The 21,733-nt window shown below is 59.7% G+C and carries 21 protein-coding genes; all 21 read right to left on the bottom strand.

The window, feature by feature from the left end; translation table 11 throughout:
- Window positions 1-60: 60 nt before the first annotated feature.
- Window positions 61-357 carry a flagellar protein FliT gene (locus PSH64_RS07750; protein WP_105339857.1) on the bottom strand — a complete coding sequence of 99 codons (297 nt, stop codon included), beginning with the start codon at window positions 355-357 and terminating at the stop codon, window positions 61-63.
- A 10-nt stretch (window positions 358-367) separates the two neighbouring features.
- Window positions 368-763 (bottom strand): flagellar export chaperone FliS, encoded by a 396-nt coding sequence (fliS, locus tag PSH64_RS07745; protein WP_105339858.1) that lies wholly within the window; start codon window positions 761-763, stop codon window positions 368-370.
- A gap of 126 nt (window positions 764-889) precedes the next feature.
- Window positions 890-2,320 carry a flagellar filament capping protein FliD gene (gene fliD / locus PSH64_RS07740; RefSeq protein ID WP_105339859.1) on the bottom strand — a complete coding sequence of 477 codons (1,431 nt, stop codon included), beginning with the start codon at window positions 2,318-2,320 and terminating at the stop codon, window positions 890-892.
- A gap of 82 nt (window positions 2,321-2,402) precedes the next feature.
- Window positions 2,403-2,768 (bottom strand): flagellar protein FlaG, encoded by a 366-nt coding sequence (locus PSH64_RS07735; protein WP_105339860.1) that lies wholly within the window; start codon window positions 2,766-2,768, stop codon window positions 2,403-2,405.
- A 72-nt stretch (window positions 2,769-2,840) separates the two neighbouring features.
- Window positions 2,841-3,692: a flagellin domain-containing protein gene (locus tag PSH64_RS07730; protein ID WP_008072599.1), complete on the bottom strand. Its 852-nt coding sequence runs from the start codon at window positions 3,690-3,692 to the stop codon at window positions 2,841-2,843.
- A gap of 254 nt (window positions 3,693-3,946) precedes the next feature.
- On the bottom strand, window positions 3,947-4,216 hold the full coding sequence (locus PSH64_RS07725) for a hypothetical protein (protein ID WP_105339861.1): 270 nt from the start codon (window positions 4,214-4,216) through the stop codon (window positions 3,947-3,949).
- Window positions 4,213-5,505 carry a motility associated factor glycosyltransferase family protein gene (locus tag PSH64_RS07720; RefSeq protein WP_105339862.1) on the bottom strand — a complete coding sequence of 431 codons (1,293 nt, stop codon included), beginning with the start codon at window positions 5,503-5,505 and terminating at the stop codon, window positions 4,213-4,215. Before PSH64_RS07720 ends, PSH64_RS07725 begins: the two co-directional genes overlap by 4 nt.
- A 97-nt stretch (window positions 5,506-5,602) precedes the next feature.
- Window positions 5,603-6,529, bottom strand: coding sequence for a ketoacyl-ACP synthase III (locus PSH64_RS07715; protein ID WP_019648094.1), 927 nt, complete (start codon window positions 6,527-6,529; stop codon window positions 5,603-5,605).
- A gap of 230 nt (window positions 6,530-6,759) precedes the next feature.
- Window positions 6,760-7,812, bottom strand: coding sequence for a pseudaminic acid synthase (gene pseI, locus PSH64_RS07710; protein WP_105339863.1), 1,053 nt, complete (start codon window positions 7,810-7,812; stop codon window positions 6,760-6,762).
- A complete protein-coding gene (gene pseG / locus PSH64_RS07705; RefSeq protein ID WP_305480387.1) occupies window positions 7,809-9,308 on the bottom strand; it encodes a UDP-2,4-diacetamido-2,4,6-trideoxy-beta-L-altropyranose hydrolase in 1,500 nt (499 codons plus the stop codon). The genes pseI and pseG overlap by 4 nt, the downstream gene beginning before the upstream one ends.
- Window positions 9,305-10,000, bottom strand: coding sequence for a pseudaminic acid cytidylyltransferase (gene pseF / locus PSH64_RS07700; RefSeq protein WP_105339865.1), 696 nt, complete (start codon window positions 9,998-10,000; stop codon window positions 9,305-9,307). Before pseF ends, pseG begins: the two co-directional genes overlap by 4 nt.
- A 6-nt stretch (window positions 10,001-10,006) precedes the next feature.
- Window positions 10,007-11,170 carry a UDP-4-amino-4,6-dideoxy-N-acetyl-beta-L-altrosamine transaminase gene (pseC, locus tag PSH64_RS07695; RefSeq protein ID WP_305480386.1) on the bottom strand — a complete coding sequence of 388 codons (1,164 nt, stop codon included), beginning with the start codon at window positions 11,168-11,170 and terminating at the stop codon, window positions 10,007-10,009.
- A complete protein-coding gene (gene pseB / locus PSH64_RS07690) occupies window positions 11,167-12,168 on the bottom strand; it encodes a UDP-N-acetylglucosamine 4,6-dehydratase (inverting) (RefSeq protein WP_105339867.1) in 1,002 nt (333 codons plus the stop codon). The genes pseC and pseB overlap by 4 nt, the downstream gene beginning before the upstream one ends.
- A 30-nt stretch (window positions 12,169-12,198) precedes the next feature.
- Complete coding sequence (locus PSH64_RS07685) at window positions 12,199-15,132, bottom strand: TIGR00180 family glycosyltransferase (protein WP_305480385.1); 2,934 nt, start codon at window positions 15,130-15,132, stop codon at window positions 12,199-12,201.
- 51 nt (window positions 15,133-15,183) lie between these two features.
- Window positions 15,184-15,921 carry a cephalosporin hydroxylase family protein gene (locus PSH64_RS07680; RefSeq protein ID WP_064619523.1) on the bottom strand — a complete coding sequence of 246 codons (738 nt, stop codon included), beginning with the start codon at window positions 15,919-15,921 and terminating at the stop codon, window positions 15,184-15,186.
- A gap of 16 nt (window positions 15,922-15,937) precedes the next feature.
- A complete protein-coding gene (locus tag PSH64_RS07675; protein WP_105339869.1) occupies window positions 15,938-17,008 on the bottom strand; it encodes a class I SAM-dependent methyltransferase in 1,071 nt (356 codons plus the stop codon).
- The gene (locus PSH64_RS07670; RefSeq protein ID WP_305480384.1) at window positions 16,998-17,855 is read right to left on the bottom strand and encodes an NAD(P)-dependent oxidoreductase; all 858 of its coding nucleotides are present in this window, start codon (window positions 17,853-17,855) and stop codon (window positions 16,998-17,000) included. Before PSH64_RS07670 ends, PSH64_RS07675 begins: the two co-directional genes overlap by 11 nt.
- Window positions 17,852-19,078, bottom strand: coding sequence for a class I SAM-dependent methyltransferase (locus PSH64_RS07665; RefSeq protein WP_305480383.1), 1,227 nt, complete (start codon window positions 19,076-19,078; stop codon window positions 17,852-17,854). The genes PSH64_RS07670 and PSH64_RS07665 overlap by 4 nt, the downstream gene beginning before the upstream one ends.
- The gene (locus PSH64_RS07660) at window positions 19,075-19,635 is read right to left on the bottom strand and encodes a dTDP-4-dehydrorhamnose 3,5-epimerase family protein (protein ID WP_305480382.1); all 561 of its coding nucleotides are present in this window, start codon (window positions 19,633-19,635) and stop codon (window positions 19,075-19,077) included. The genes PSH64_RS07665 and PSH64_RS07660 overlap by 4 nt, the downstream gene beginning before the upstream one ends.
- Window positions 19,632-20,714: a CDP-glucose 4,6-dehydratase gene (rfbG, locus tag PSH64_RS07655; RefSeq protein WP_105339873.1), complete on the bottom strand. Its 1,083-nt coding sequence runs from the start codon at window positions 20,712-20,714 to the stop codon at window positions 19,632-19,634. The genes PSH64_RS07660 and rfbG overlap by 4 nt, the downstream gene beginning before the upstream one ends.
- Window positions 20,696-21,469 (bottom strand): glucose-1-phosphate cytidylyltransferase, encoded by a 774-nt coding sequence (gene rfbF, locus PSH64_RS07650; RefSeq protein ID WP_019579550.1) that lies wholly within the window; start codon window positions 21,467-21,469, stop codon window positions 20,696-20,698. The genes rfbG and rfbF overlap by 19 nt, the downstream gene beginning before the upstream one ends.
- Window positions 21,470-21,733: the final 264 nt, after the last annotated feature.

Here is a 21,733-nt window from a genome sequence, read left to right as displayed (position 1 = left end):
TCAAAAAACCGTGCACAGTCAAATTTATGGCGCACTATGTTTGGATTAACTGAGGGTTAATTAACCAAACAGATGGTAAACCTTTGCCGCGTTCTGCGCTTGGTGGATCTGCGACATCTCGTCGACTATCGCCTGACGCTCCCCCGTCGCCGCTGCCAGAAGCTGCTTATACACCCCCAGCAACTCCTCAAGGTTGTCGCGCAACGCGGTCTCGTCCACCGAAGCTTCACTCAAGACGTCTTCCATGCAGGAACGACAAGCCAGGTCCAATTCACCGATGGCTTCCCAGTTGCGCTCGGCCAATGCCTCGACCAGGGCGTCCCGGGTTTGTTCGATTCGCTGCAATACAAGACTCATGGTGATCTCCTTAAAACTGCGGGCCCGGCGCGGCAATGGCGTCCCAACCATCTTTGACCGTACGGAGCAGGTCGGCGACTTCGTCGAGGATCCTGGGATCGGTCTTGATGTTGGCTTCAGCCAGACGCTTCATCATGTAGGTATACAGGTTATCCAGCTCACCCACCGATTCAGCCTGATTTTCCAGATCCAGGCCTTCACGCAGACCACCGATGATGCCGATGGCCTTGCCGATCAGAACACCTTTGTTCGGAATATCCTTGCGCTCCATCGCGCCTTTGGCCTGGGCGATACGATCCAGACCGCCTTCCATCAGCATCTGCACCAGACGATGAGGGCTGGCTTCGGAAGTTTGCGCCTGAGCGCCAATCTTCTGGTATTGGCGAAGGGCTAACATTGGATTCATGTTGTACCTCATCAGAATTCTGTGGTTCGCATAATCAGTGTATCGACGACGCGTCAAAAAACTTTAGATTCAAAAACAAAAAGCCCGGAGCGTGAAAACGCTGCCGGGCTTTTGGCACTCTAAGGGTTACGAGTTCTTCTGCTGCGCAGTCATGGCTTCAAACATCGAAGTGATGTTACTGGCGGTGGCTTTCAGCTTGCCGACAAGCGTATCCATGTCATTGTACTTTTTGGTCAGTACCGCGGTCAGGGTTTCGATTCGGCGGTCCAGCGCTGCCTGGTCATTGGTCAGACGCTTCTTCGTCACATCAAGTGCCTTGGAGCGCGCATCCAGAATCGAGTCGACGCTTTTCCCGTTGACCATTTTCGACTCAGTGAATGGTTTGATCACATTGTTCATGCGCTCAATCAGACCGTTGGTTCCGGTAAACAGCGTCTGAACCTCACCACCCAGCTTCTTGTCATTCATGGCTGCGGTAAATTTCGTCGAGTCGAAATCCAGCGCACCCGTCTTCTGATTCGTGGTAATCCCCAGTTGCGACAGTACAGTCAGCTTATCCCCGGCACCAGTCTGGGACAGCGGCCCGCGCAGGGCATCGAGAATCGAACGCGGCAACGGGTCACCGGTCAGCGCCGCGGCTACGGTCAGCTTGCCATCGTCGTCCAGAGACGGCTTGGTCAAAGAAGTCACAGCATTAGCGACAGCGTTGTACGCGTCGACGAACTTCTGGATCGAAGCCTTCAGACCGTCGTTGTTGGACGCGACGTTGACCGTCGACTTGCCGACCGTCAGCAGGTTCAGCGTCAATCCCGAAATCGACTTGTCGACCGTATTGGACGAACTGGTCAGCGACAGCCCGTCGACGGTGAATGCAGCATCCTGTGCCAGGCTGCCGATAGCCCCCGAAGAAGTGGCAGTCGGTGTGGCGGCCATCAGGGTCGTTCCATCGATTTCCAGACCGGCGATGCCGCTGGCGGAAATATCGGAACCTGCGCCCGTAGTGGTAGACCCCAGCACCAGTCGCGAGCCGAAACTGTCGGTCACGATGTTGGCGCTCAAGCCACTGGACTGATATTGGGTGTTGATCGAGTCACGCACAGATTGCAGGGTCGCACCTGCCCCTACGGTGACCGGGTAGCTTTTGCCATTTTGGGTGATGGTCAGCGTACCTGCCGGGATCGCACTGCTTGTGCCGCCGGCAAACGCCGCGCTGGCAACTTTCGACGAGGTCGCAAGTTTGGTGACCTCCACGGCATAGCTACCGGAAACAGCCGCGTTACTGGACGTGGCGGTCAGTACCTTGACATCGGAGGACGTTGCCGCAAAACCGGTGAACTGAGGGCTTGTGGTGCTGCCCAGGTCAGAGAGGGTTTTCTGGAACGTCGCCAGCAGCGACTTCAAGGTACCAATCCCGGAAATGCTCGCCGTATTGGTGGTGGTCCCACGGTCGATCTGACCTTGTTTGGCCGCTTTGTCGGCGTTCACCAAGGCCTTGACGATAGCACCGGTATCAAGGCCGGAGCCTAAACCCGTGCCCGGTAGAATTGGACTTGCCATGTGGAACTCCCTTCAGTGTGTCGCCGGCCTTTTGACCACTACAACGCCCAAAAGAACATAGCAACAAAATTCGTGCCAGCTGTCAGACTTTTGCGCTGAACAACAGGCTGCTTGCATCATTCAAACTATTGGCCAGCTTCAGGACTTCTTCGTTGGGGATCTGACGGATCACCTCACCGGATTCGCTGGCAATGACCTTGACGACCACTTTGCCCGAAGGCTCGTCGATCGAGAATTCCAGATTGCGTTTGACCGACTGAACGAACTTTTCAATTTCCTGAACGGCCATCTTCAGCTTGTCCTGTTCGGTCTGGTCGTTTTTACCTTCTTCCTTGACGGCAACCAATGGCGCAATTTCCGCTCGAGGTTTCTCCGCAGGCTTATCGGCAACAGTCGTCGCCTGCTGGGCCGCAGGATAAGACAAGTTCAGCTTGACGCTCATATCCATGTCCATCACCTCTTAAAGTAAAAAGCGAGAGAGCGCGACATGCGCACTCCCCCGCTAAAACTCACCCGACTATTACTGAAGCAGTTTCAGTACAGCGGATGGCAGTTGGTTGGCCTGGGCCAGAACTGCGGTGGAAGCTTGTTGCAGAGTTTGTTGCTTGGTCAGCTGAGCAGTTTCGGCAGCGAAGTCGGTATCTTGTACGCGACCCAGTGCAGCACTGGCGTTTTCGTTGATGTTCTGCAGGTTGGAGATGGTGCTCGACAGACGGTTTTGTGCAGCACCGAGGTCAGCACGGCTGGAGTTGATCTTGGCCAGAGCGGCGTCGATTTTGGTCAGCGCGTTGTTCATCGAAGCTTCGGCGGTAGCCGAGTTGTTACCAGTGATCTGTACGGTAGCCGAGTCAACCGACAGGGTAGCTGCGTCGAAGCCGCTGTCCAGGGTCAGGGTGATCTGGTTGGTAGCGCCAGTGTTGGAACCAACCTGGAAGGTCATGGTGCCAGCAGTGCCGTCGATCAGGTTCTTGCCGTTCAGGTTGGTCGACTTGGCGATACGAGTCAGCTCGTCCGACATCGAAGCGAATTCTTTGTTCAGAGCCGCACGGTCAGCAGTGCCGTTCGAGTCGTTTCGCGATTGAACAGCCAGTTCACGCATACGCTGCAGAATGTTGGTCGATTCTTGCATCGCGCCTTCAGCGGTCTGAGCGATCGAGATACCGTCGTTGGCGTTTTTGATAGCCATGGTCTGACCGCGGATCTGCGAAGTCATACGGGTAGCGATTTGCAGGCCGGCGGCGTCGTCTTTGGCGCTGTTGATTTTCAGGCCGGAAGACAGGCGAGTCATCGACGTCGACAGAGCGTCGGAAGCGCGGTTCAGGTTTTTCTGAACGTTCAACGATGTGACGTTGGTGTTTACTGTTAAAGCCATGACGAATTCCTCGTTGGTTGGGTACTGCGGCTTCCGGCCCTGGCAACCGCCGGGTATGGCCTAGAGAACCTTCGTAATAGTTATCGTCGGGATTGCAACTTGCTTTAGGGGATTTTGAAAAATATTTGCCATCACGTTGCCACCCCTCGTAAATCAAGGGGCTGACAGTGTTCGGACAGCGAAAAAAATGACGTCAGGATAATGCCGGTGACGAACTGGCGAGAACTCGCCTGCACCGGCAGAAGAGAAATTGTTTAAATGGACAGACTGTCGCGCAGCAACCTGACCAGCTCGTATTCCAGGTAGTCGGCCAGCGCCAGCCAGTTCTGCGCCTCCTGACACTCGAACATCTGGCTGAGCAACAGCACCCACTGCTGCTGAGTAAGCTGCGGCATCAGATCGAAGGACGACTGCAGCGCTTCGATCAATTCGATCATCGCCAGCCCTGCTTCTACATCACGTCCCAAACGGAACAATGCAGCACAGTGCTCTGAGTCGACGACAAAGGATTGAAGCCCGCTCATGACGCCAACTCCGGATGAAAAGCCGTTCCGGCGATCATTGCCCCTGCCCGACTGCTGTTATAGAAGCGCACTTGCGGATGGCCGGCGATAAATCGCTCCAGTTCACACAGATAGCTACGGAAATTGAGCTGGGTCTTGATACGTTGACCATGACCATCGAGCACCCAGTGCTTGGCCGCTTTCAGTTGTGGCCCCAGGTCACCATCGTTCCAGCCCGCGTGGGTCTTATCGTTGGGGAAGGCAAAGTCAGCTCCGAACAGGGTGATCTGCGCCGCGCCCATCTTCACCGCCAAGTCCACCGCGGGATGAATCACGCTGCCGCCGACATATAGCTCGCCCTTGGGTAATTGACGACGTAGTTGCTGGTAGATCGGGCTAGCGGAATAACCGGCGTATCGCGGCCCTTGCCAGGCAGCCAGAACCTGAGGGTCGACCATGGGCATATAGGCCAGGGTAATGTCGACCGTATCTTCGGGCGGTAGATGCCGGGCCGAGATGCGTTGGTCGATGCTGACCACCACATCGGGTCGGATCCCGTGATTGAGCAGCGGTCGGTAAGCAGTGTCGACGCAGATGAACAATGGCCGATCGGCCTGATTGCGAATCGCGTGCAAGGTCTCGAAATGCTGCTCGAGGCTAGGCCCCGTGGCAATGACGAAGACCTCTTGCCCTTTGCGCGAGCCGAATAACTCGGCCACATCTCGATCGCCCTGCACCAACTCCAGACTCGCCTGCAAGCGCTCGACGATGTCCGGGGCCTGAGGGTCGAACTCGCGATTATTGAAGGCCAGGTGAGTTTCGCTAATCAAACGGTCACGGATCCTGGCATTGAAGTCATCGGCCAATACCAGCTCGGACGGCAAGGCAAAGAACGGCAGCTGGATTTCTTTCAGATCACCGGCATACAGCAACTCGACTCGCGGATCGCTGAGCCACTGCTGCTGATCGAGCAGTTGCAGCACTAGCGCAAACACCGCGCCGTTGAGGATGTGCACATGCAAACGCTCAAGCCCGTCGCGCTGCAGTATCTCCATCTGCAAATCGCCTAGACCGGTGCCGTAGACATGCAGCACCGGACTGTCGATGGGCAGGCTGTCGGCCTGAAGCCTGGCCTCGCGGGTACGGTCATGGCGACTGGTCAACTGAATGCCGTTGATGCTCAGGGTCGAGCCGAGCCCTTCCACCAGATCGGCCTGCAGCGGCCCCGGATCTTCAGTCAACAGACGCTCAGCCACGGCCGGCCAGCGACGCTGGATGAGGTCGGCGTTGGGTTGAAAAAACTCGCTCATGGCGCCTCGCTGTAATTCGGGCAAAAAAAATAGCGCTCAAGGTTACACCTTGAACGCTATTTTTGTGTCTGGCTTTCTTTGACTAAAGAACCGAGGTTCAAGGACGATAGATGATCGCCGACCCCCAAGACAAACCAACACCGAAACCGCTGAGTGCCACACGTTTCCACTTGGAATCGAGCACGTGTTTTTCCAGCAGCAATGGAATGCTCGACGACACGGTGTTACCGGTCTCGACCATGTCCTTGAGGAACTTCTCGGGCTCGCCCTCGAAGCGTCGTGCCACGGCGTCGACAATCGCCGCACTGCCCTGGTGAATGCAGAAAGCATCGATATCGTCGGCCGTCAGGCCCGAGTCAGCAAGGAGCTCATGCAAATGCGCCGGCACTTTGAGCAGCGCAAAGTTGAAGACCTGACGGCCATTCATGAAGAACACGCCATCGGTGACCTTCAGGTGCGGCGCGCCGGAACCGTCGGTGCCGAACTTGGCCTTGCCCAACTGCCATGGCGCGTCTTCGCCCATCCAGGTGGCAGTGGCGGCATCGCCGAACAACATAGTGGTATTGCGATCTTCCGGGTCGACGATCTTCGAATACGGATCGGCGGTCACCAGCAAGCCATTTTTCAGGCCGGCGGCTTCCATGAAACCCTTGATAGCGTAGATGCCGTAGACATAACCGGAGCAGCCCAGGGAAATATCGAACGCCGCCACGGTCGTTGGCAGGCCCAGCTTGTCCTGAACGATGGCGGCGGTGTGCGGCAGACCTTCTTCGTCGCCGTTCTGGGTCACGACGATCAGCACGTCGATCGCTTCGCGCTTCAATTCAGGGTTGTTGGCGAACAGCGCATTGACTGCTTCGACACACAGGTCCGAGGTTTCTTGCCCGGCGTCTTTGCGCGGCAGGAAGGCCGAACCGATCTTGCCCAGGATGAATTCTTCATCCTTTTCGAATTTTGCACCTTGTGCGTAATTGTCCACGCCGGCTACAGGAACGTAGCTCGCAATGCTCTTTATGCCAATCATTACGGCTTCCCAATAATAAACAGCCCAATACCACCGCTCGCAAGGAATCGAGGGGCGCCGACAAACACCGAAAAAACGTCGCCCTCAAGGAGGTGACAGCGGGAAGAGTAAAAGGCCATCACTGAGCCAAAAACAGGCCAGGCGCCCTCTTCCCTATTTATACAATACAGTGAAGATGCGCGTTATGACTCGCAGGTCACGCTATTTTGCCGAATCAGCCCCACAAGCGGTTATTCGACCAACGACCAGTCCAGCGGCGTTCCACGCTTGATCGCCTGGCGGGCGCGGCGGCCCAGAAGGGTTTCAGCGTGTTTCGGGGCCAGCCCCAGGCCTGGACGGATGGCCCGCAGATTGGCGGCGGTAAAAGGCTCTCCGGCGACCATATCCTGGGTGATATACAACGACCGGCGGTACACCAAGGATTTGCGCTCGGCTTCAGTCACGCCGTAATGCACCTGGCCCATGGCCTGCCAGGCCCGTTCGGTTTCGATCACCAGGCTGGCGAGTTCGGCCGGTTCCAGGGAGAAACTGGCGTCCACCCCACCGGCGGCACGATCGAGGGTGAAGTGTTTTTCCACCACCGTCGCCCCCAGCGCTACGGCGGCGACAGACACCCCGACGCCCATCGAATGGTCGGACAAACCGACTTCACAGCCAAACAACTCGCGCAGATGAGGAATCGTGCGCACGTTGCTGTTGGCGGGCGTTGCCGGGTATGTGCTGGTGCACTTGAGCAACACCAGGTCCTTGCAACCGGCCTCTCGAGCGGCACGCACGGTTTCATCGAGCTCGGCGAGGCTGGCCATGCCGGTGGAAATGATCAGGGGCTTGCCGGTGGCCGCGACCCGCCGGATCAACGGCAGATCGGTGTTCTCGAAGCTGGCGATCTTGTAGGCCGGCACGTCGAGGCTTTCGAGGAAGTCCACCGCGGTGTCATCGAAGGGTGTGGAGAACGCCAGCATGCCCAGTTCTTTGGCCCGGGCAAATATCGGCGCGTGCCATTCCCACGGCGTGTGGGCCTTTTCGTACAGCGCATACAGCGAAGAACCGGCCCACAGGCTGTTGGGGTCCTTGATGAAGAACTCGCCTTCGGACAGGTCCAGGGTCATGGTTTCGGCGGTATAGGTTTGCAGCTTCAAGGCATGCGCGCCGGCCTTGGCCGCGGCTTCGACGATGTGCAGCGCCACGTCCAGCGACTGGTTATGGTTGCCGCTCATCTCGGCAATGATGAAGGGCGGCGCATCGGCACCGATCGAGCGGTCGCCGATCTTGAAACTGGTCATGTGTGATCCTTTAAAACGCGCGTGAACGCACAAGCACTCTGAGTGAAACCTGCCTCGCGGAAAACCTTCAGCGATGGCTGATTGGCCGGCAGTACCTGAGCGGTGATAGCCTCAAGTTGTGGCCAATGGGCCGTGACGAAGGCTTCGCCCCGCGCCAGCAGCGCCCTGCCCCAGCCCAGACCGAGTCGGCCTTCGAACAGATAAATCGAGACTTCGGCCCGAGCATCGTCGAGATCATAACGCAGCACACCCACCGGGCCGTCATCCGCCTCGGCAATCAACAGCAGTCGCTGGGGGTTACTCAGGCTCGCAGCCAGCCAGGTCTGATGCCGCTGCCAATCGATGACGTGGCTGTCCAGCGACCAGCGCCGCACCGCCTCGGCATTACGCCCCTCAAACAACAGTTGCGCATCGTCCTGCGTGGCCCGACGCACCTGCAGTACCGCCCCCGCCAGCGCGGCCGCCACCCGCAACGCGCCACGGCCATCGACCAACTGCCGCGAACGTTCGGCCAGACTCTGACGAAAAACCTGATTGCCCACGACAAAACCGATGGCCTGGCGCAACTGCTCGACACTGACGTGCTCGCGGTTGCCCAGGAACACATGAGCCCCCGAGGTCGCCATTACCTCGCCGTTGGCCTGCTGATTATTCGAGACTGCAATGCAGATCGTCGGCAGCCCCATGGCCGCCCGCTCCCAGCTGGTACCGCCGCCAGCACCGATGAACAGGTCGGCCTCGGTCATCAGCCGGTAGAAATCGCTGACAAAACTGTGCAGGCGCCAGTTCGGACGATAGGCCGCCAGCGCCTGCATCTGCTCCCAGGCCGGGTTGTCGGCGCCCGCGACGAAATCGACCTCCAGCTCATGGAGGTCCGCCAGCGCCAACATCGCGTGATGGGTCTGCATGGCCGCATCGAAACCGCCGAAGTTCACCAGCACGCGCCTGGCCCGAGGCTTGATCTCGATCGCCGGACAACAGAACTCATCACGCAGCATCGCAAAACGTGGGCCGAGCAAAGTCTGGCAGTCGGACGTCAACAGCGAGGCATAGGCCTCTGGGGTGCCCGACAGATTTTGATTGAGCAGCAGATCGACGCGGTACTGCCGAGTGGCCAGGTCATCCACCGCCGCGATCCGTGGTGCCCAGCGGCGGGCCGCGGTCTGCCAGTGATGATCGAGGCCATAATGGTCGACGATGATCCAGTCGAAAGCCGGATGACTTTCCAAGGCCTGCGCCAGCGCGGCGATGTCCGCCTGCCAGGGCAGCATCGACTCGATGGCCTGCTGCGGATCCTCATCGGCGTAGCGGTCGGGCAGCGCGAAGGTCTCGAAGCCTTCGCTTGCCAGGCTGTCCAGTCGATGCCCCGGCAACAGGCGGCAGGCGAAAGCAACGTGCGCGCCCTGTTTGCGCAGCACCCTGGCCAGGGTCAGGCAGCGGGCAATGTGGCCACTGCCGATAATCGGCGATGCGTCGGCGCGGATCAGCACCCTCATTGCAACTCACCTCCGGCCTTCAAGGCGGCGTAAAGGTATTCAGCGCGTTTCCAGTCTTCAAGGGTGTCGATGTCCTGTACCAGGTAGCGCGGCAGAATCACCGGCAGGCTCGCCGGCGAGAACAGCACATCGCCACGCAACCAGGCCTCGCTGCGCCCCCAGTAGAACTGACCGGCGTCTTGAAAGGTCTCGGGCAAGTCCTGGGAGCGGGTATCACGAAATTCCGGGTAGAGCGAGGTCAAGGCGCCCTGCCCGTCGAGGGTCAAGGCACGCTGCACCGGGAAACCAAAACCAGAGACTGAAAACGCAAAGGATTTGTCCGGGTGCTGCACCAGCAATTCATGCCCCTGACGCAGATAACGTGCCTGCAACAATGGCGCCGTCGCGTAGAGGCAGCAGGCATAGTCGAACGCAGGCAATTGCTTCAAGGCATGCACGATGACCGCAGCGGTCCCGGTGAAATCATCAGCCAGTGCCACAGGTCGCATGAACGGCACCTGAGCGCCATTGGCTTGTGCGACTTCGGCGATTTCCTCATCGTCGGTGCTGACGATCACCTGGTCGAACAGCTCTGATTCCAGCGCCGTACGAATCGAGCGGACGATCATCGGCACGCCGTCGAACGGCTTGAGGTTCTTGCGCGGGATTCGCTTGCTGCCACCACGGGCCGGAATGATCGCAACACAGCTCAAGAGTCACTACTCCTCAAGGATCAGTCGTCGCAATTGCTCGACCACATAGTCCTGTTGTTCATCGCTCAGCAGAGGAAACAGCGGCAGGCTGATGGCCTCGGCGTAATAACGTTCGGCTTCGGGAAAGTCCCCCTCGGCGAAACCCAGGTCGCGATAGTACGGCTGCAAGTGCACGGGAATATAGTGCAGATTCACCCCGACACCGGCCGCTCGCAAGCCTTCGAACACCTGTCGATGACTGAGGTTGATCCGCTGCGTCTGCAAGCGCACCACGTACAGATGCCACGCCGATTCGGCTTCAGGCTGCGGGCTGGGCAAGGTCAGCGGCAAGTACGCCAGCAACCGGTCATAACGCGCCGCCAGCTCACGTCGACGCTCGATAAAGCCATCGAGCTTGTTCAGCTGCGACAGACCGAGAGCCGCTTGCAAGTCGGTGATGCGGTAATTGAAGCCCAGTTCCACTTGCTGGTAATACCAGGGGCCGTGGCTGGGTTCGGTCATTTGTTCGGGGTCACGGGTCATGCCGTGGCTGCGCAGGCGTTGCAAGCGCTCGGCCAGTTCCGGGCGATTGGTCAGCACCATGCCGCCTTCGGCGCTGGTGATGATTTTCACCGGATGGAAACTGAATACGGTCATCGCCGCGAACTCGCCGCAACCCACCGGGCGCCCGGCATAAGACGCGCCGACCGCGTGGGAGGCATCCTCGATCACCGTGAAACCGTAACGCTCGGCCAGTTCGGCAATCATGCGCATATCGCAGCTCTGCCCGGAAAACGCTACCGCCACCAACACTTTCGGCAGCTTGCCGTCGCGTTCGGCGATTTCAAGCTTCGCCGCCAAGGTGTAGACGTCGAGGTTCCAGGTCAGCGGGTCGATGTCAACGAAATCGACATCCGCGCCGCAGTAGCGACCGCAGTTGGCCGAGGCCAGAAAGGTGTTCGGCGTGGTCCATAACCGATCGCCCGGCCCCAGGCCGGCAGCGAGACAGGCAATGTGCAACGCCGCCGTGGCGTTGCACACCGCCACCGCGAAATCAGCCTGGCAACGCTCGGCCATGGCTTGTTCGAAACGCTCGATGGTCGGCCCTTGAGTCAGCCAGTCGGACTGCAACACGGCGACCACCGCATCGATGTCCGCCTGATCGAGGCTTTGCCGACCGTAGGGAATCATGCCGACAACTCCGCGTGCAGGTCAGCGATCTGGCCGACCGACAGAAAGTGCGGATTGGTATCGGAGCGGTACTCGAAGTCTTCGCTCACCGGCCGCCCCTGCTCGCCCAGTTTGTCCACGGCAAAATCCACGTCGACGCTGGTGAAGCGGATCGACGGCTGAATGGTGTAGTGATCATCGAACTCCAGGGTCATGCGCGCGTCGTCCAGCGGCACCATCAGCTCATGGAGTTTTTCCCCCGGACGAATGCCGACGTGTTTGTGCGGCAAATGTTCAGCCATGCCCTGTGCCAGATCGACGATGCGAATCGACGGAATCTTCGGCACAAACACTTCACCACCGTGCATGCGGGCGAAGCTGTCGAGCACAAACTTCACGCCATGATCGAGAGTGATCCAGAACCGCGTCATGCGCTCATCGGTGATCGGCAGCTCTTTGGCGCCCTCGGCAATCAGTTTGCTGAAGAACGGCACCACCGAACCCCGTGAGCCGGCAACGTTGCCATAACGCACCACGGCAAACCGGGTTTGCTGTTCGCCGGCAATGTTGTTGGCGGCCACGAACAGTTTGTCCGACAGCAACTTGGTCGCGCCGTACAGATTGATCGGGCTGGCAGCCTTGTCGGTGGACAGCGCGACGACTTTTTTCACGCCGTTGTCGATGGCCGCGGCAATGATGTTTTCCGCGCCGTTGACGTTGGTGCGGATGCATTCGGTGGGGTTGTATTCCGCCGCCGGTACTTGCTTCAGCGCCGCGGCGTGCACCACGTAATCGATACCGCGCATGGCCTGACGCAAACGGTCGGCGTCGCGCACATCACCGATGAAGTAACGCATGCATGGCGCGTTGAACGTCTGCTGCATCTCATACTGCTTGAGCTCATCGCGGGAAAACACCACCACCCGCTTGGGCTGGTATTGCTCCAGCAACCGACGGATGAAATTGCGCCCGAACGAACCGGTGCCGCCAGAGATGAAAATCGATTTACCGTTGAACATGCCTTGAGTCCTTTTACCTGTCAGCCAGGCTTATGCGAGCAACTGCGCCCAGTTCACGCTGGTCGGTTCGCCGAGAGTAAAGCCCTTGCCGGTCAAGGCCAGGTTCTGGTTACAGGCTGAATCCTGTTCGAAGCGGGCGTGCCATTTGTCACGCAGGGCCGCACGGGCCTGTGGTGCATCAGGCAATACGCCCGGGTGCAACAGCTGCGCTTGCGGCGTCCAGACAGTCAGGTAACCGGCATCGGCGACTTTCAGGCACAGGTCGATATCCGCGAAGGCTTCGTCGAAATGCTCTTCATCCAGCCCCCCGATCGCCTCATACAGATCCTTGCGAATCATCAGGCACGCACCGGACACCGCCGAATAGTTCTGCTCCACTTGATGGCCATTGAGGTAGCCCTTGGCGTCTTTACGCTCGCCGACAAACACCGAGCCGATATCGCCATTCAAACCCAGGACCAACCCGGCCTGGGTGGTGACACCACGAATGTCCATCAGTTTGGCGCCAACGATGCCGACTTCCGGACGCTGGGCCTGGTTGACCAGACTCTCGAGCCAGTTGGCGTTGACCACTTCGGAGTCGACCGACAACAGCACCAGATAATCACCCTTGGCTTCGGCGCACGCGAAGTTGTTCAGTGCCGATGTCGTCAAGCGCTGACCGCTGCGCAGGACGCGGATACGATCTCCCTTGCCTTCAAGGCTGCTCAACCAGGTTGCCAATTCTTCGGACTGGCTGTGATTGTCGGCGATCAGTACTTCGTGGCGCTGATAGCGGGTGCGTTGCAGTACGCTGACCAATGCTCGCTGCAGCGACTCGAGGTTGTCCTGGCTCGGGAGAATGATCGACACCAGCGGTCGCCCGGCGTGTTGGTAGTCGATCTGGTAAGTCAGCGGCAGTGCCGAACTGACCTGAGCACGATAGCCACGCGCCGCCAGAGAGCGGGTCAGCGCCTGGCGTTCCTGAGCATTTTCCTGCTCTGCCGGGGCATCGCAAATCAGCAGGGGTTCGGCCAGATGCGCCAGCCCTGCCAGGCCACCGTTCTCGATCAGACGCAACAACAGATCGAACTCCAGAGCCTTGGGGTACTCGGTCGAGAAACCTTTGGCCTGAACCAACACATCACGCTGAATCAACCAGTGCCGTGCCATCAGCGACGGCACGGTTTGCAGCAGGTCGAGGTTGACCCCGGGGCGGAACACATCCGCCAGAGCACCGTTGGCCTGACGCTGAATTTCATCCATCGCCACCGCACGCACACCCTCGGCACCGGTCAGCTCAAGACTGGCGCGCAGCAACCCGCTGGCAGTGAACTGGTCACCGGCCTCGGCCAGCAGCAACCAGTCGGCGGCGGACTGAGCGACGATCTGGTTGATGCGCTCGACGTAATTGGTCGTAGTGACTTTGACGAAGTGCACCGTGTCACGCACGGTGGTGGTCGCCGGTAAATCACCGGTGGTGAACACCACCAGGTTGAACGCTTTGCAGTGGCCACCGACCAGGCTGTCGAAGGTCGACTGCAACTTGACCATGTCGGCGTCCAGATCCAGCAACAGAATGCCGAATTTCGGGCCACCGTTGTGTTTGGCCAAATGCGCGGCGATCGCCTTGAGCTGCGCGGCATCCGGGTTGCGCGCGTCGAGCCAGTTGAGCAATCGGCCGGACGGCATGTTCTCGAACAACCGGCGGTCTTGCTGACCCGGCATAGCCTCCAGGCGCTCGGCCCAGGCTTGCAGCTTGAGGCCTTCCTCCGGTTCTTCGCTGTCCTTCAACGACTCCGCCAGGCGCTTGACTACGGCCCGGTTGAACACGTTCAGGCTCAAGGCCTCCCACAGACGGCTACGCACAGTGCGGTCGGTGTCGTTGGGATGAATGCGCATCAGCTCATGCTGCTTGAGCAGAATGCCTTCGAGCTCCTGAAGTTGCAGGCGACCTGCGGGCATCGCGTGCAGCAGGAATTCGAACTCGGTCAACAGGTCGAACACCGGTTTGTTGTAGAAAGGTATTTCGACGAATTGTTCGGGGCCGAAAGTACGAATCGGTTCCTCCCCCGCCTCGCGCCAGGCCGAGCGAATAATCATGGTGCCCTTGAGTGAGCGCCCCTCTATCAGGCAATCGGCCATGGCGGCAAAGCTGTCCAGGGCGATTTGCTTGGCCTGGGCCGGTCCCTTGTCACTGAGTGGCGTCGGAATCGAGGCCAGGAACTCGGCAAACTGCTCGCGCTCGGCAACGCTTTTGGCATCCTTGAAGGTCAACACTGTCAACACGTTGGTGTTGTGGTCCGAGGCGCCATAGTTCATTTCCCGCACGGCGAATGGAATCGGCAGGATCCGCGCCTTCGCGCACGCCAGCAGGTAGAACGTGTGACCGATTTCCTGCCATTCGAAACCGGTACCCGCGGGCAGCAGGCTGTACCACTGTTGCAGTAGATCCGTACGAGTGACGGCATAGAACGGCGGCAGGAAATTGTCCATGAACCGCACGACACGGTCTTCGGCCAGCTCCGAGTTGTAGTCCTCGTGCACCTTGCGGTCACGACGGAAGTAGTTCACTTCGGTGGCGCGGGTCAGGTACATGATCCCGTAGCCATGGCACAGGCCGTAGTCGGGGTTGGCTTCGAGAAACTCCACCGACTCGGTTAGTGCACGGTGCAACAGGAAGTCGTCATCGGCGGCGAACACCATGTAGGGCGTGGTGACCTGATTGACGCCGTAGGTGAGTTTGTCCTGTAGCCCCTTATAGGTGTATTGCGGCAAGTGGCGATAGTCGACCGACGGGAAGTCCCGGGTCATGTTCTCGTCACCCTCGACGGACGAGTCCAGAACCAGAACCGTGCAGGGATAGTTTTTGTAGTACTGCAAGGTGCGCCGCAGGAACGCGTTCCGGTTGTGGGAAATCACCACCACCGTGAACCGCTCGCTCAGCGGCGCAACGTTGTTTTGAGCACTGTTTTGAACCTGCATCTTTCTATCCCCACAACCGGCCAATCGCCAAGTACCTGAAGCTGTTTTTGATTAACGAACGCGACGCAGATAACCGTCCGGCGCCACGGTGATCAGCAGTTTGTTTTGCATCTGCTGGTCGATCTCGAAGTCCTTGTTCTCTTCCAGGTACTTCCACACCGCGGTTTTCGGGTTATCGCCCGGGCCCCATGGACGATCCGGGAAGAAATCGGCTGGCATGTCTTCGACCACGGTGTCCATGACCACGCAGTAGCTGTCCACCGACACCAGTGGTGCGTACAGGCGCAACTCTTCCAGCACATGATCGTGGGTGTGATTGGAATCGAGCACCAGAATGACTTTCTTGCCTTCAGCGGCAGCACGCACTTGGGCGGCGATGGCCGGGTCGATGCTCGAACCTTCGATCATCGAAATACGCTTGCTCATCGGGTGGCTCTCGATGGCTTCGCGGTTGTGTGCACGGATATCGAGGTCGATGCCCAGCACTTCGCCGTGGCCTTGCAGCTCCAGCAAGGAGGCGTAGTAAATGATCGAGCCGCCGTGGGCGATGCCACATTCGATGACCAGGTCCGGTTTGACCTGCCAGATGATTTCCTGCATCGCCATCATGTCTTGCGGCAGCTGGATGATCGGACGGCCCATCCACGAGAAGTGGTAGCTGTACTTGTGTTTGGCCGATTCGTTGAAGAAATCCCGGGCCAGGCCGGTGAGTTTCTGGTCGTCACCCTGCTGGGCGATCTGTTCCCGGCATTCGGCTTCGAAGGCTTTATTGATGGTGTTGTCGGTCATTTTAGAATCTCAATAGTCACTGGAACGAAGCGCTGTCGACGGCGTGATAGACGTAGCGTCCACCGGTCATCCGCCTGATTTCTTCGAGGTAGTTGGAGTTCATCACAAACAGATTGGCGCCTTCGGGCAAGGCATCCATGGCCTCTTGCGGCGAGGACACCCGCACGCCGCTCAGGGGCAGATACCGGCCCTGCTTGGCCGGGTTGATATCCACCACGCGATCCACCGCCACGCCCGCGCGTTGCAGGAACAACGAATAAATCACGCCTTTGGACGAGGCGCCCCAGATCGCCGAGCCTTGCTCGGGCGCTGCTTGAATGATCTGCACCGCACGCTCAAGGCTGCTGGTGAAACCGTCCGGCAATGCCAGGCGCGGCACCGGTTGTTCCGGCGTCAGGCGCAGCGTGGCCAGGTCGGCGACGATGTACAGGTATTGGCCACCGAACAGGTGACCGGCCTCGTGTACAGTGCCGAACATCCGGCGCAGGTCATCGAGGCGGAAATAATTGACGTGTTCGTAGAACAGGTCGAACCAGGCGCGGTGCTCGAGAATCCAGTCGAAGCACGGCACTTCGATGTAGATCTGCCCGCCCTGATTGGCCTCGGCCATCTCGGCGAGAAAACTCACCGGGTCCTGGATATGCTCCAGCACATGCCGCAGCACGATAGCGTCCGCCGACAGCCCCAGGCCGCGGGTGAACGGCGCCTTGATCACGTCGGCGTTGTCGCCTTCGTAGGCCGGGTCGATGCCGGTAATGGCGTAGCCCCGGCCTTTGAGCAGCTCAAGAAAGTAGCCTTTGCCGCAGCCGACTTCGATCAGCTCCTGCCCCTTGAAGTGACGGGCAATGATTCCTTCGACATCGCTCAGGTGCTTCTGGAACTGGCCGGAATGCGCCTGCTCGTTCTGATAGTCGGCGTCGTAGCTGAGCTTGTCGGCGTCAAAGGCCTGATTGAAGATCAGCCCGCTCGTCTCGTCCTGCACCAACAGCATGTCGGCGCTGGCCGATGCCCTGGCCGACTCCGGGTCGGCAAAGGTACGGTTCTGCAACACCGGCAGGTCGGCGACCCGATACAACTCATGCCTCATGCTCTGCTCCCAGTAGCTGTTGCAAGCGGTCCGCCACACCCCAGAACGCCATCGGTTCATGGGTCGGGTATGGGTAATGGCCCAGGTTCAAACGGATCGACGCGCCACGTTCACGCAGCCGCTGCTCGACCAGCGCCCTGACCGATACCGGCTGGCCGCTGGAGCAATTGATCACGCCATCGAATTCGCGCTGTTGCAGGATCGCGGCGAGGTAATCGGCGGCCGTGTCGATCGCCAGGTAATCGCGTAACTGCTCGCCGGCCGACATGTTGAAGCTGTCGTCCCCGGCGTCGATTGCCCGGTCCAGCGCCGCCAGCAAACTGTTGGGGTTCTGCCCTTCCCCGTGCAGGTAGAACAGCCGCGCCCATTGCAGGGTGAAGGGCTGTTGGCGCTGCAGGTTTTCGAGGAACAGACGCAAAGTGTTCTTGGCCAGCCCGTAAGGGTTACTTGGCCGCGCCTCGGTCTGCTCGCTGAGCGGCCCGCTCTGCAGGCCGTATTCGAAACAGGTGCCGGTGACCAACACCTGCGACACGCCCGCCTCGACCGCGCCCTTGATGAAGCGGTAATCGGCCATCAGGTTGTGCTCGAAGTGAAACAGCGCCTGATAATTCGGCAACCCCGGCCAGGCGAGATGCGCCAAGGCATCGACGCCATCGGTCAGCGCGGCGCAGTCCAGGTCGGCGGCATGAATATCCGCTGCCACGAATTCCACGGCGTTGATCCATGGCAATTGCGCGGCGGTCTCGGCGTTACGCGCCACCGCCCGCACCTCGCAGCCACGGGCGAGCAAAGCCGCGACCAGATGTCGACCAACAAACCCGGTGGCACCGGTCACCAGCACCTTCACAGTACGGTCAACTCAGGCACGGCGATCACGAAACGGCCGTCCCACTGACGTACTTGTGCCAGTTGCTGACTGACTTCGCGCAACAGATTCCACGGCAGGACCAGGATGTAATCGGGTTTCTCGAGGTCGATCTGTGCCGGTGAGACGATTGGAATGCGACTGCCCGGCAGGTACTTGCCCTGTTTGTGCGGATTGGCATCGGCGACCCAGGCCAGCAGGTCCGGTTTGACCCCGGCGTAGTTGAGCAAGGTGTTGCCCTTGGCCGCCGCGCCATAACCGACCACGCGCTTGCCGTCAGCCTTGGCCTGCAACAGGAAACGCAGCAATTGGTGCTTGATGCCCTCGGCCGCTGGTGCCAGGGTCGCGTAGTACTCGGGGGTTTTCACTCCCGCTGCCAGCTCGGCCTGCAACTGCTGTTGAACGGCTGGCTGCACCTCACGGCGAACACCGTCGGCCCGCTGGACGAACACCCGCAACGAACCGCCATGGGTCGACAACTGGCTGACGTCGAACACTTCCAGGCCATTGCGCTCGCACAAGGTCTGCACGGCAGTCAGGGACAGGTAGGAATAGTGCTCGTGATACAGCGTGTCGAATTGCTGCCCGGCCATCAATGTCAACAGTTGCGGAAATTCGAACGTCGCCACACCGGTCGGCTTGAGCAAGGTGGAGAAACCACCGAGGAAATCATTAATGTCCGGCACATGCGCCAACACGTTGTTGGCGGCCATCAGGTCGGCGGCCCAGCCTTCGTTTTTCAGCTGCGCGGCGGTGTTGCGACCAAAGAACAGCTCGCGAATCTCCAGGCCTTTTTCCCGCGCCGCTTGCGCGGTGCTGCGGGTTGGCTCAACGCCCAGGCAGGGGATGCCGCGCCCGGCAACGTACTGCAACAGGTAACCGTCGTTGGCGGCGATTTCCACCACGCGGCTGTCGGCAGTCAGGCCGAAGCGTTCGACCATCTCGGCGACATAGCGCTCGGCATGGGCCAGCCAGGTGCTGGAGAACGAACTGAAATACGCATACTCGGCATCGAACAGGCTGTCGGCGCTGGTGTAATCCTCGGTCTGCACCAGCCAGCACTGCTGACACACCGCGACCTTCAATGGCACCCATTGCTCGGCTTGTTCCAGGCGATCGGCATGCACATAGGCGTTGGACGGCGGCGAGGTGCCGAGGTCGATCAGCGGCAGACTCAGCGGTGCGGCGCACCCTCGGCAGTTCATAGACGCACTCCAGCGAAGTGTTCATCGAGCAAGGGATGGCTGGAATCCCTGGCCGACAGATTATTGACAGGCAATGGCCAGGCAATCGCCAGCCGTGGATCGTTCACCGACAAGCCGCCCTCGTGCGCAGGCGCGTAATCGGCGCTGTGCAGGTAGAGCAATTCGGCGTCATCGGTCAGGGTCTGGAAGCCATGGGCGAACCCGGCTGGGATCAACAGGCTGCGACCGTCACCGGCCTTCAGGTGCTCGGCGTGCCAGTGCAGGAAAGTCTCGGAGTCGGGGCGCAAGTCCACCGCCACATCCCAGACCTCACCGCGCAGGCAAGTAATCAACTTGGCTTCCGGCGCATTGGAATTTTGAAAATGCAGACCGCGCACACTGCCCCGCTCACGGGTGCAGGAGTGGTTGATCTGGCGGATATGAAACGGCTGGCCGAAAGCGCTCAGGCTGCCTTCACAAAACAGCCGGGCGAAATGCCCGCGATCATCTTCGAAGCGTTTGTGCTGCACGCTGAACAGTCCGGACAGCGGTAAGGCTTTCAACAAGAACTCGCTCACAACGCGCCTCGGTACAGGTTCAACTGGTTCAGGGTGACTTCACGCATGTCATCACCGTTCTGCCACGCCAGGTGCCAATCGAGGGTCTGGGTCAGGCACTGCTGCAACGACCAACGCGGTTGCCAGGCCAACCGTTGTCGGGCGCGACTGCTGTCCAGGCGCAGCAGCCCGGCCTCATGCAAATCACTCGGCTCGATGCGCAATCCGCGTGCTTGCGGCCAACGGCTGGCGAGCAGTTCAACTACTTCGCCAACGCTGCACATGTCTGTTTCGCTCGGACCGAAGTTCCACGCGCCAGCAAACTCGGGACCTTGCTCATAGAGGCCAGCAGCCAATTGCAGGTAACCCGCCAAAGGTTCAAGAGCGTGCTGCCAGGGGCGCACGGCCTGCGGGTAGCGCAGGGTCACTGGCTGGTCGGCCGACCAGGCCTTGAGCACATCGGGAATCAGGCGTTCCGGCGCAAAGTCACCGCCGCCCAGCACGTTGCCAGCACGGGCGGTGGCCAACGCCAAGCCATGCTCGGCGTACTTGTCAGCCGGGAAAAACGATGCGGCGTAAGACTGCGCCAACAATTCGCAGCAAGCCTTGCTGCTGCTGTAAGGATCGTGACCACCCAGGGCCTCGTCCTCGCGATACGGCCACAGCCATTCCTTGTTGGCGTAGACCTTGTCGGTGGTCACCAACACGCAGGCGCGCACACCGCCGACCTGGCGGATCGCTTCAAGCAGATTGAGCGTGCCCATGACGTTGCTGGAATAGGTGCCGAGCGGATCGCGATAGCCTTCGCGCACCAGCGGTTGGGCCGCCAGGTGCAGGACGATTTGCGGCTGGGTTTCGGCGATCAGTTCCAGCAAGGCGCCCAGATCACGCAGATCACCGCGCTGATCGTTGATGCCCTCATGTACCCGCGCCAGTTCGAACAGGCTCGGCTCGGTGGACGGATCGAGCGAAAACCCACTGACCTCGGCCCCGAGGCTTTGCAGCCACAACGTCAACCAGCTGCCCTTGAAACCGGTGTGACCGGTCAGCAGCACCCGTTTGCCGCGCCAGAACTCCGGACTCAGGCCCATTGCTTCCATGGGGCCTCCCCGCTCTGCCACAGCGCTTCGAGGTGGTTCTTGTCGCGCAGGGTGTCCATCGGGTGCCAGAAGCCTTCATGTTCGAAAGCCTTCAACTGTTCATCCTGGGCCAACCGGGTCAACGGCTCGGCTTCCCAGGTGGTCTCGTCACCGCCGATGTACGACAGCACTTTCGGCGACAGCACGAAGAAGCCGCCATTGATCCAGCCGCCGTCGCCACGGGGCTTCTCGGTGAAACCAAGCACCTGATCGCCGTGACGCTCCAGGGCGCCGTAACGGCCCGGCGGTTGTACGGCGGTGACGGTCGCCAGACGACCGTGGGCGCTGTGGTAGTCCACCAGTTGACGGATATTGATATCGGAGACGCCGTCGCCATAGGTGAAGCAGAACGCCTCTTCATCCTTGAGGTAACGGCCGGCGCGCAGCAAGCGGCCACCGGTCATGGTTTCCTCGCCGGTGTCGATGAGAGTGACGCTCCACGGCTCGCTGTAGTTCTGGTGCACGTCCATGCGGTTGTTGCGCATGTCGAAGGTGACGTCAGAGGTGTGCAGGAAGTAGTTGGCGAAGAAGTCCTTGATCGCATAGCCCTTGTAGCCAAGGCAGATCACGAAGTCATGAATTCCGTGGGCGGAGTACTGTTTCATGATGTGCCAAAGAATTGGCTTGCCACCGATCTCGATCATCGGCTTGGGCTTGAGGTGCGACTCTTCGCTGATGCGCGTGCCCAGGCCACCCGCCAGAATTACTGCCTTCATCGTCTCCCCTCTTGTTCTTCACCGGGCTCGGCCAGGCTGTTGCAAGCGTTGGCGGGCCTTCTGGCTAAATCTTTGCCAAACCGGGCGCGGGTGAATGACCGCGAGCGCTCGTTTTATGGCGATTAGAGGAGGACTTGCAGGAAACGCGCCAGCTCCACGGGCGCTGCGTCGGCGGGATTGGCAGGTATTAAAAAGGGATGAATCCGAGAGTGGACTCATCCCTTTGATCGTGCCTCAAGCTGTCAAACGATCAACCGAACATGG

Source organism: Pseudomonas sp. FP1742 (genome assembly GCF_030687145.1).
Lineage (GTDB): Bacteria > Pseudomonadota > Gammaproteobacteria > Pseudomonadales > Pseudomonadaceae > Aquipseudomonas > Aquipseudomonas frederiksbergensis_D.
Note: the sequence above shows the minus strand (reverse complement) of the source record. Positions and strands in the feature narration are given on the sequence as shown.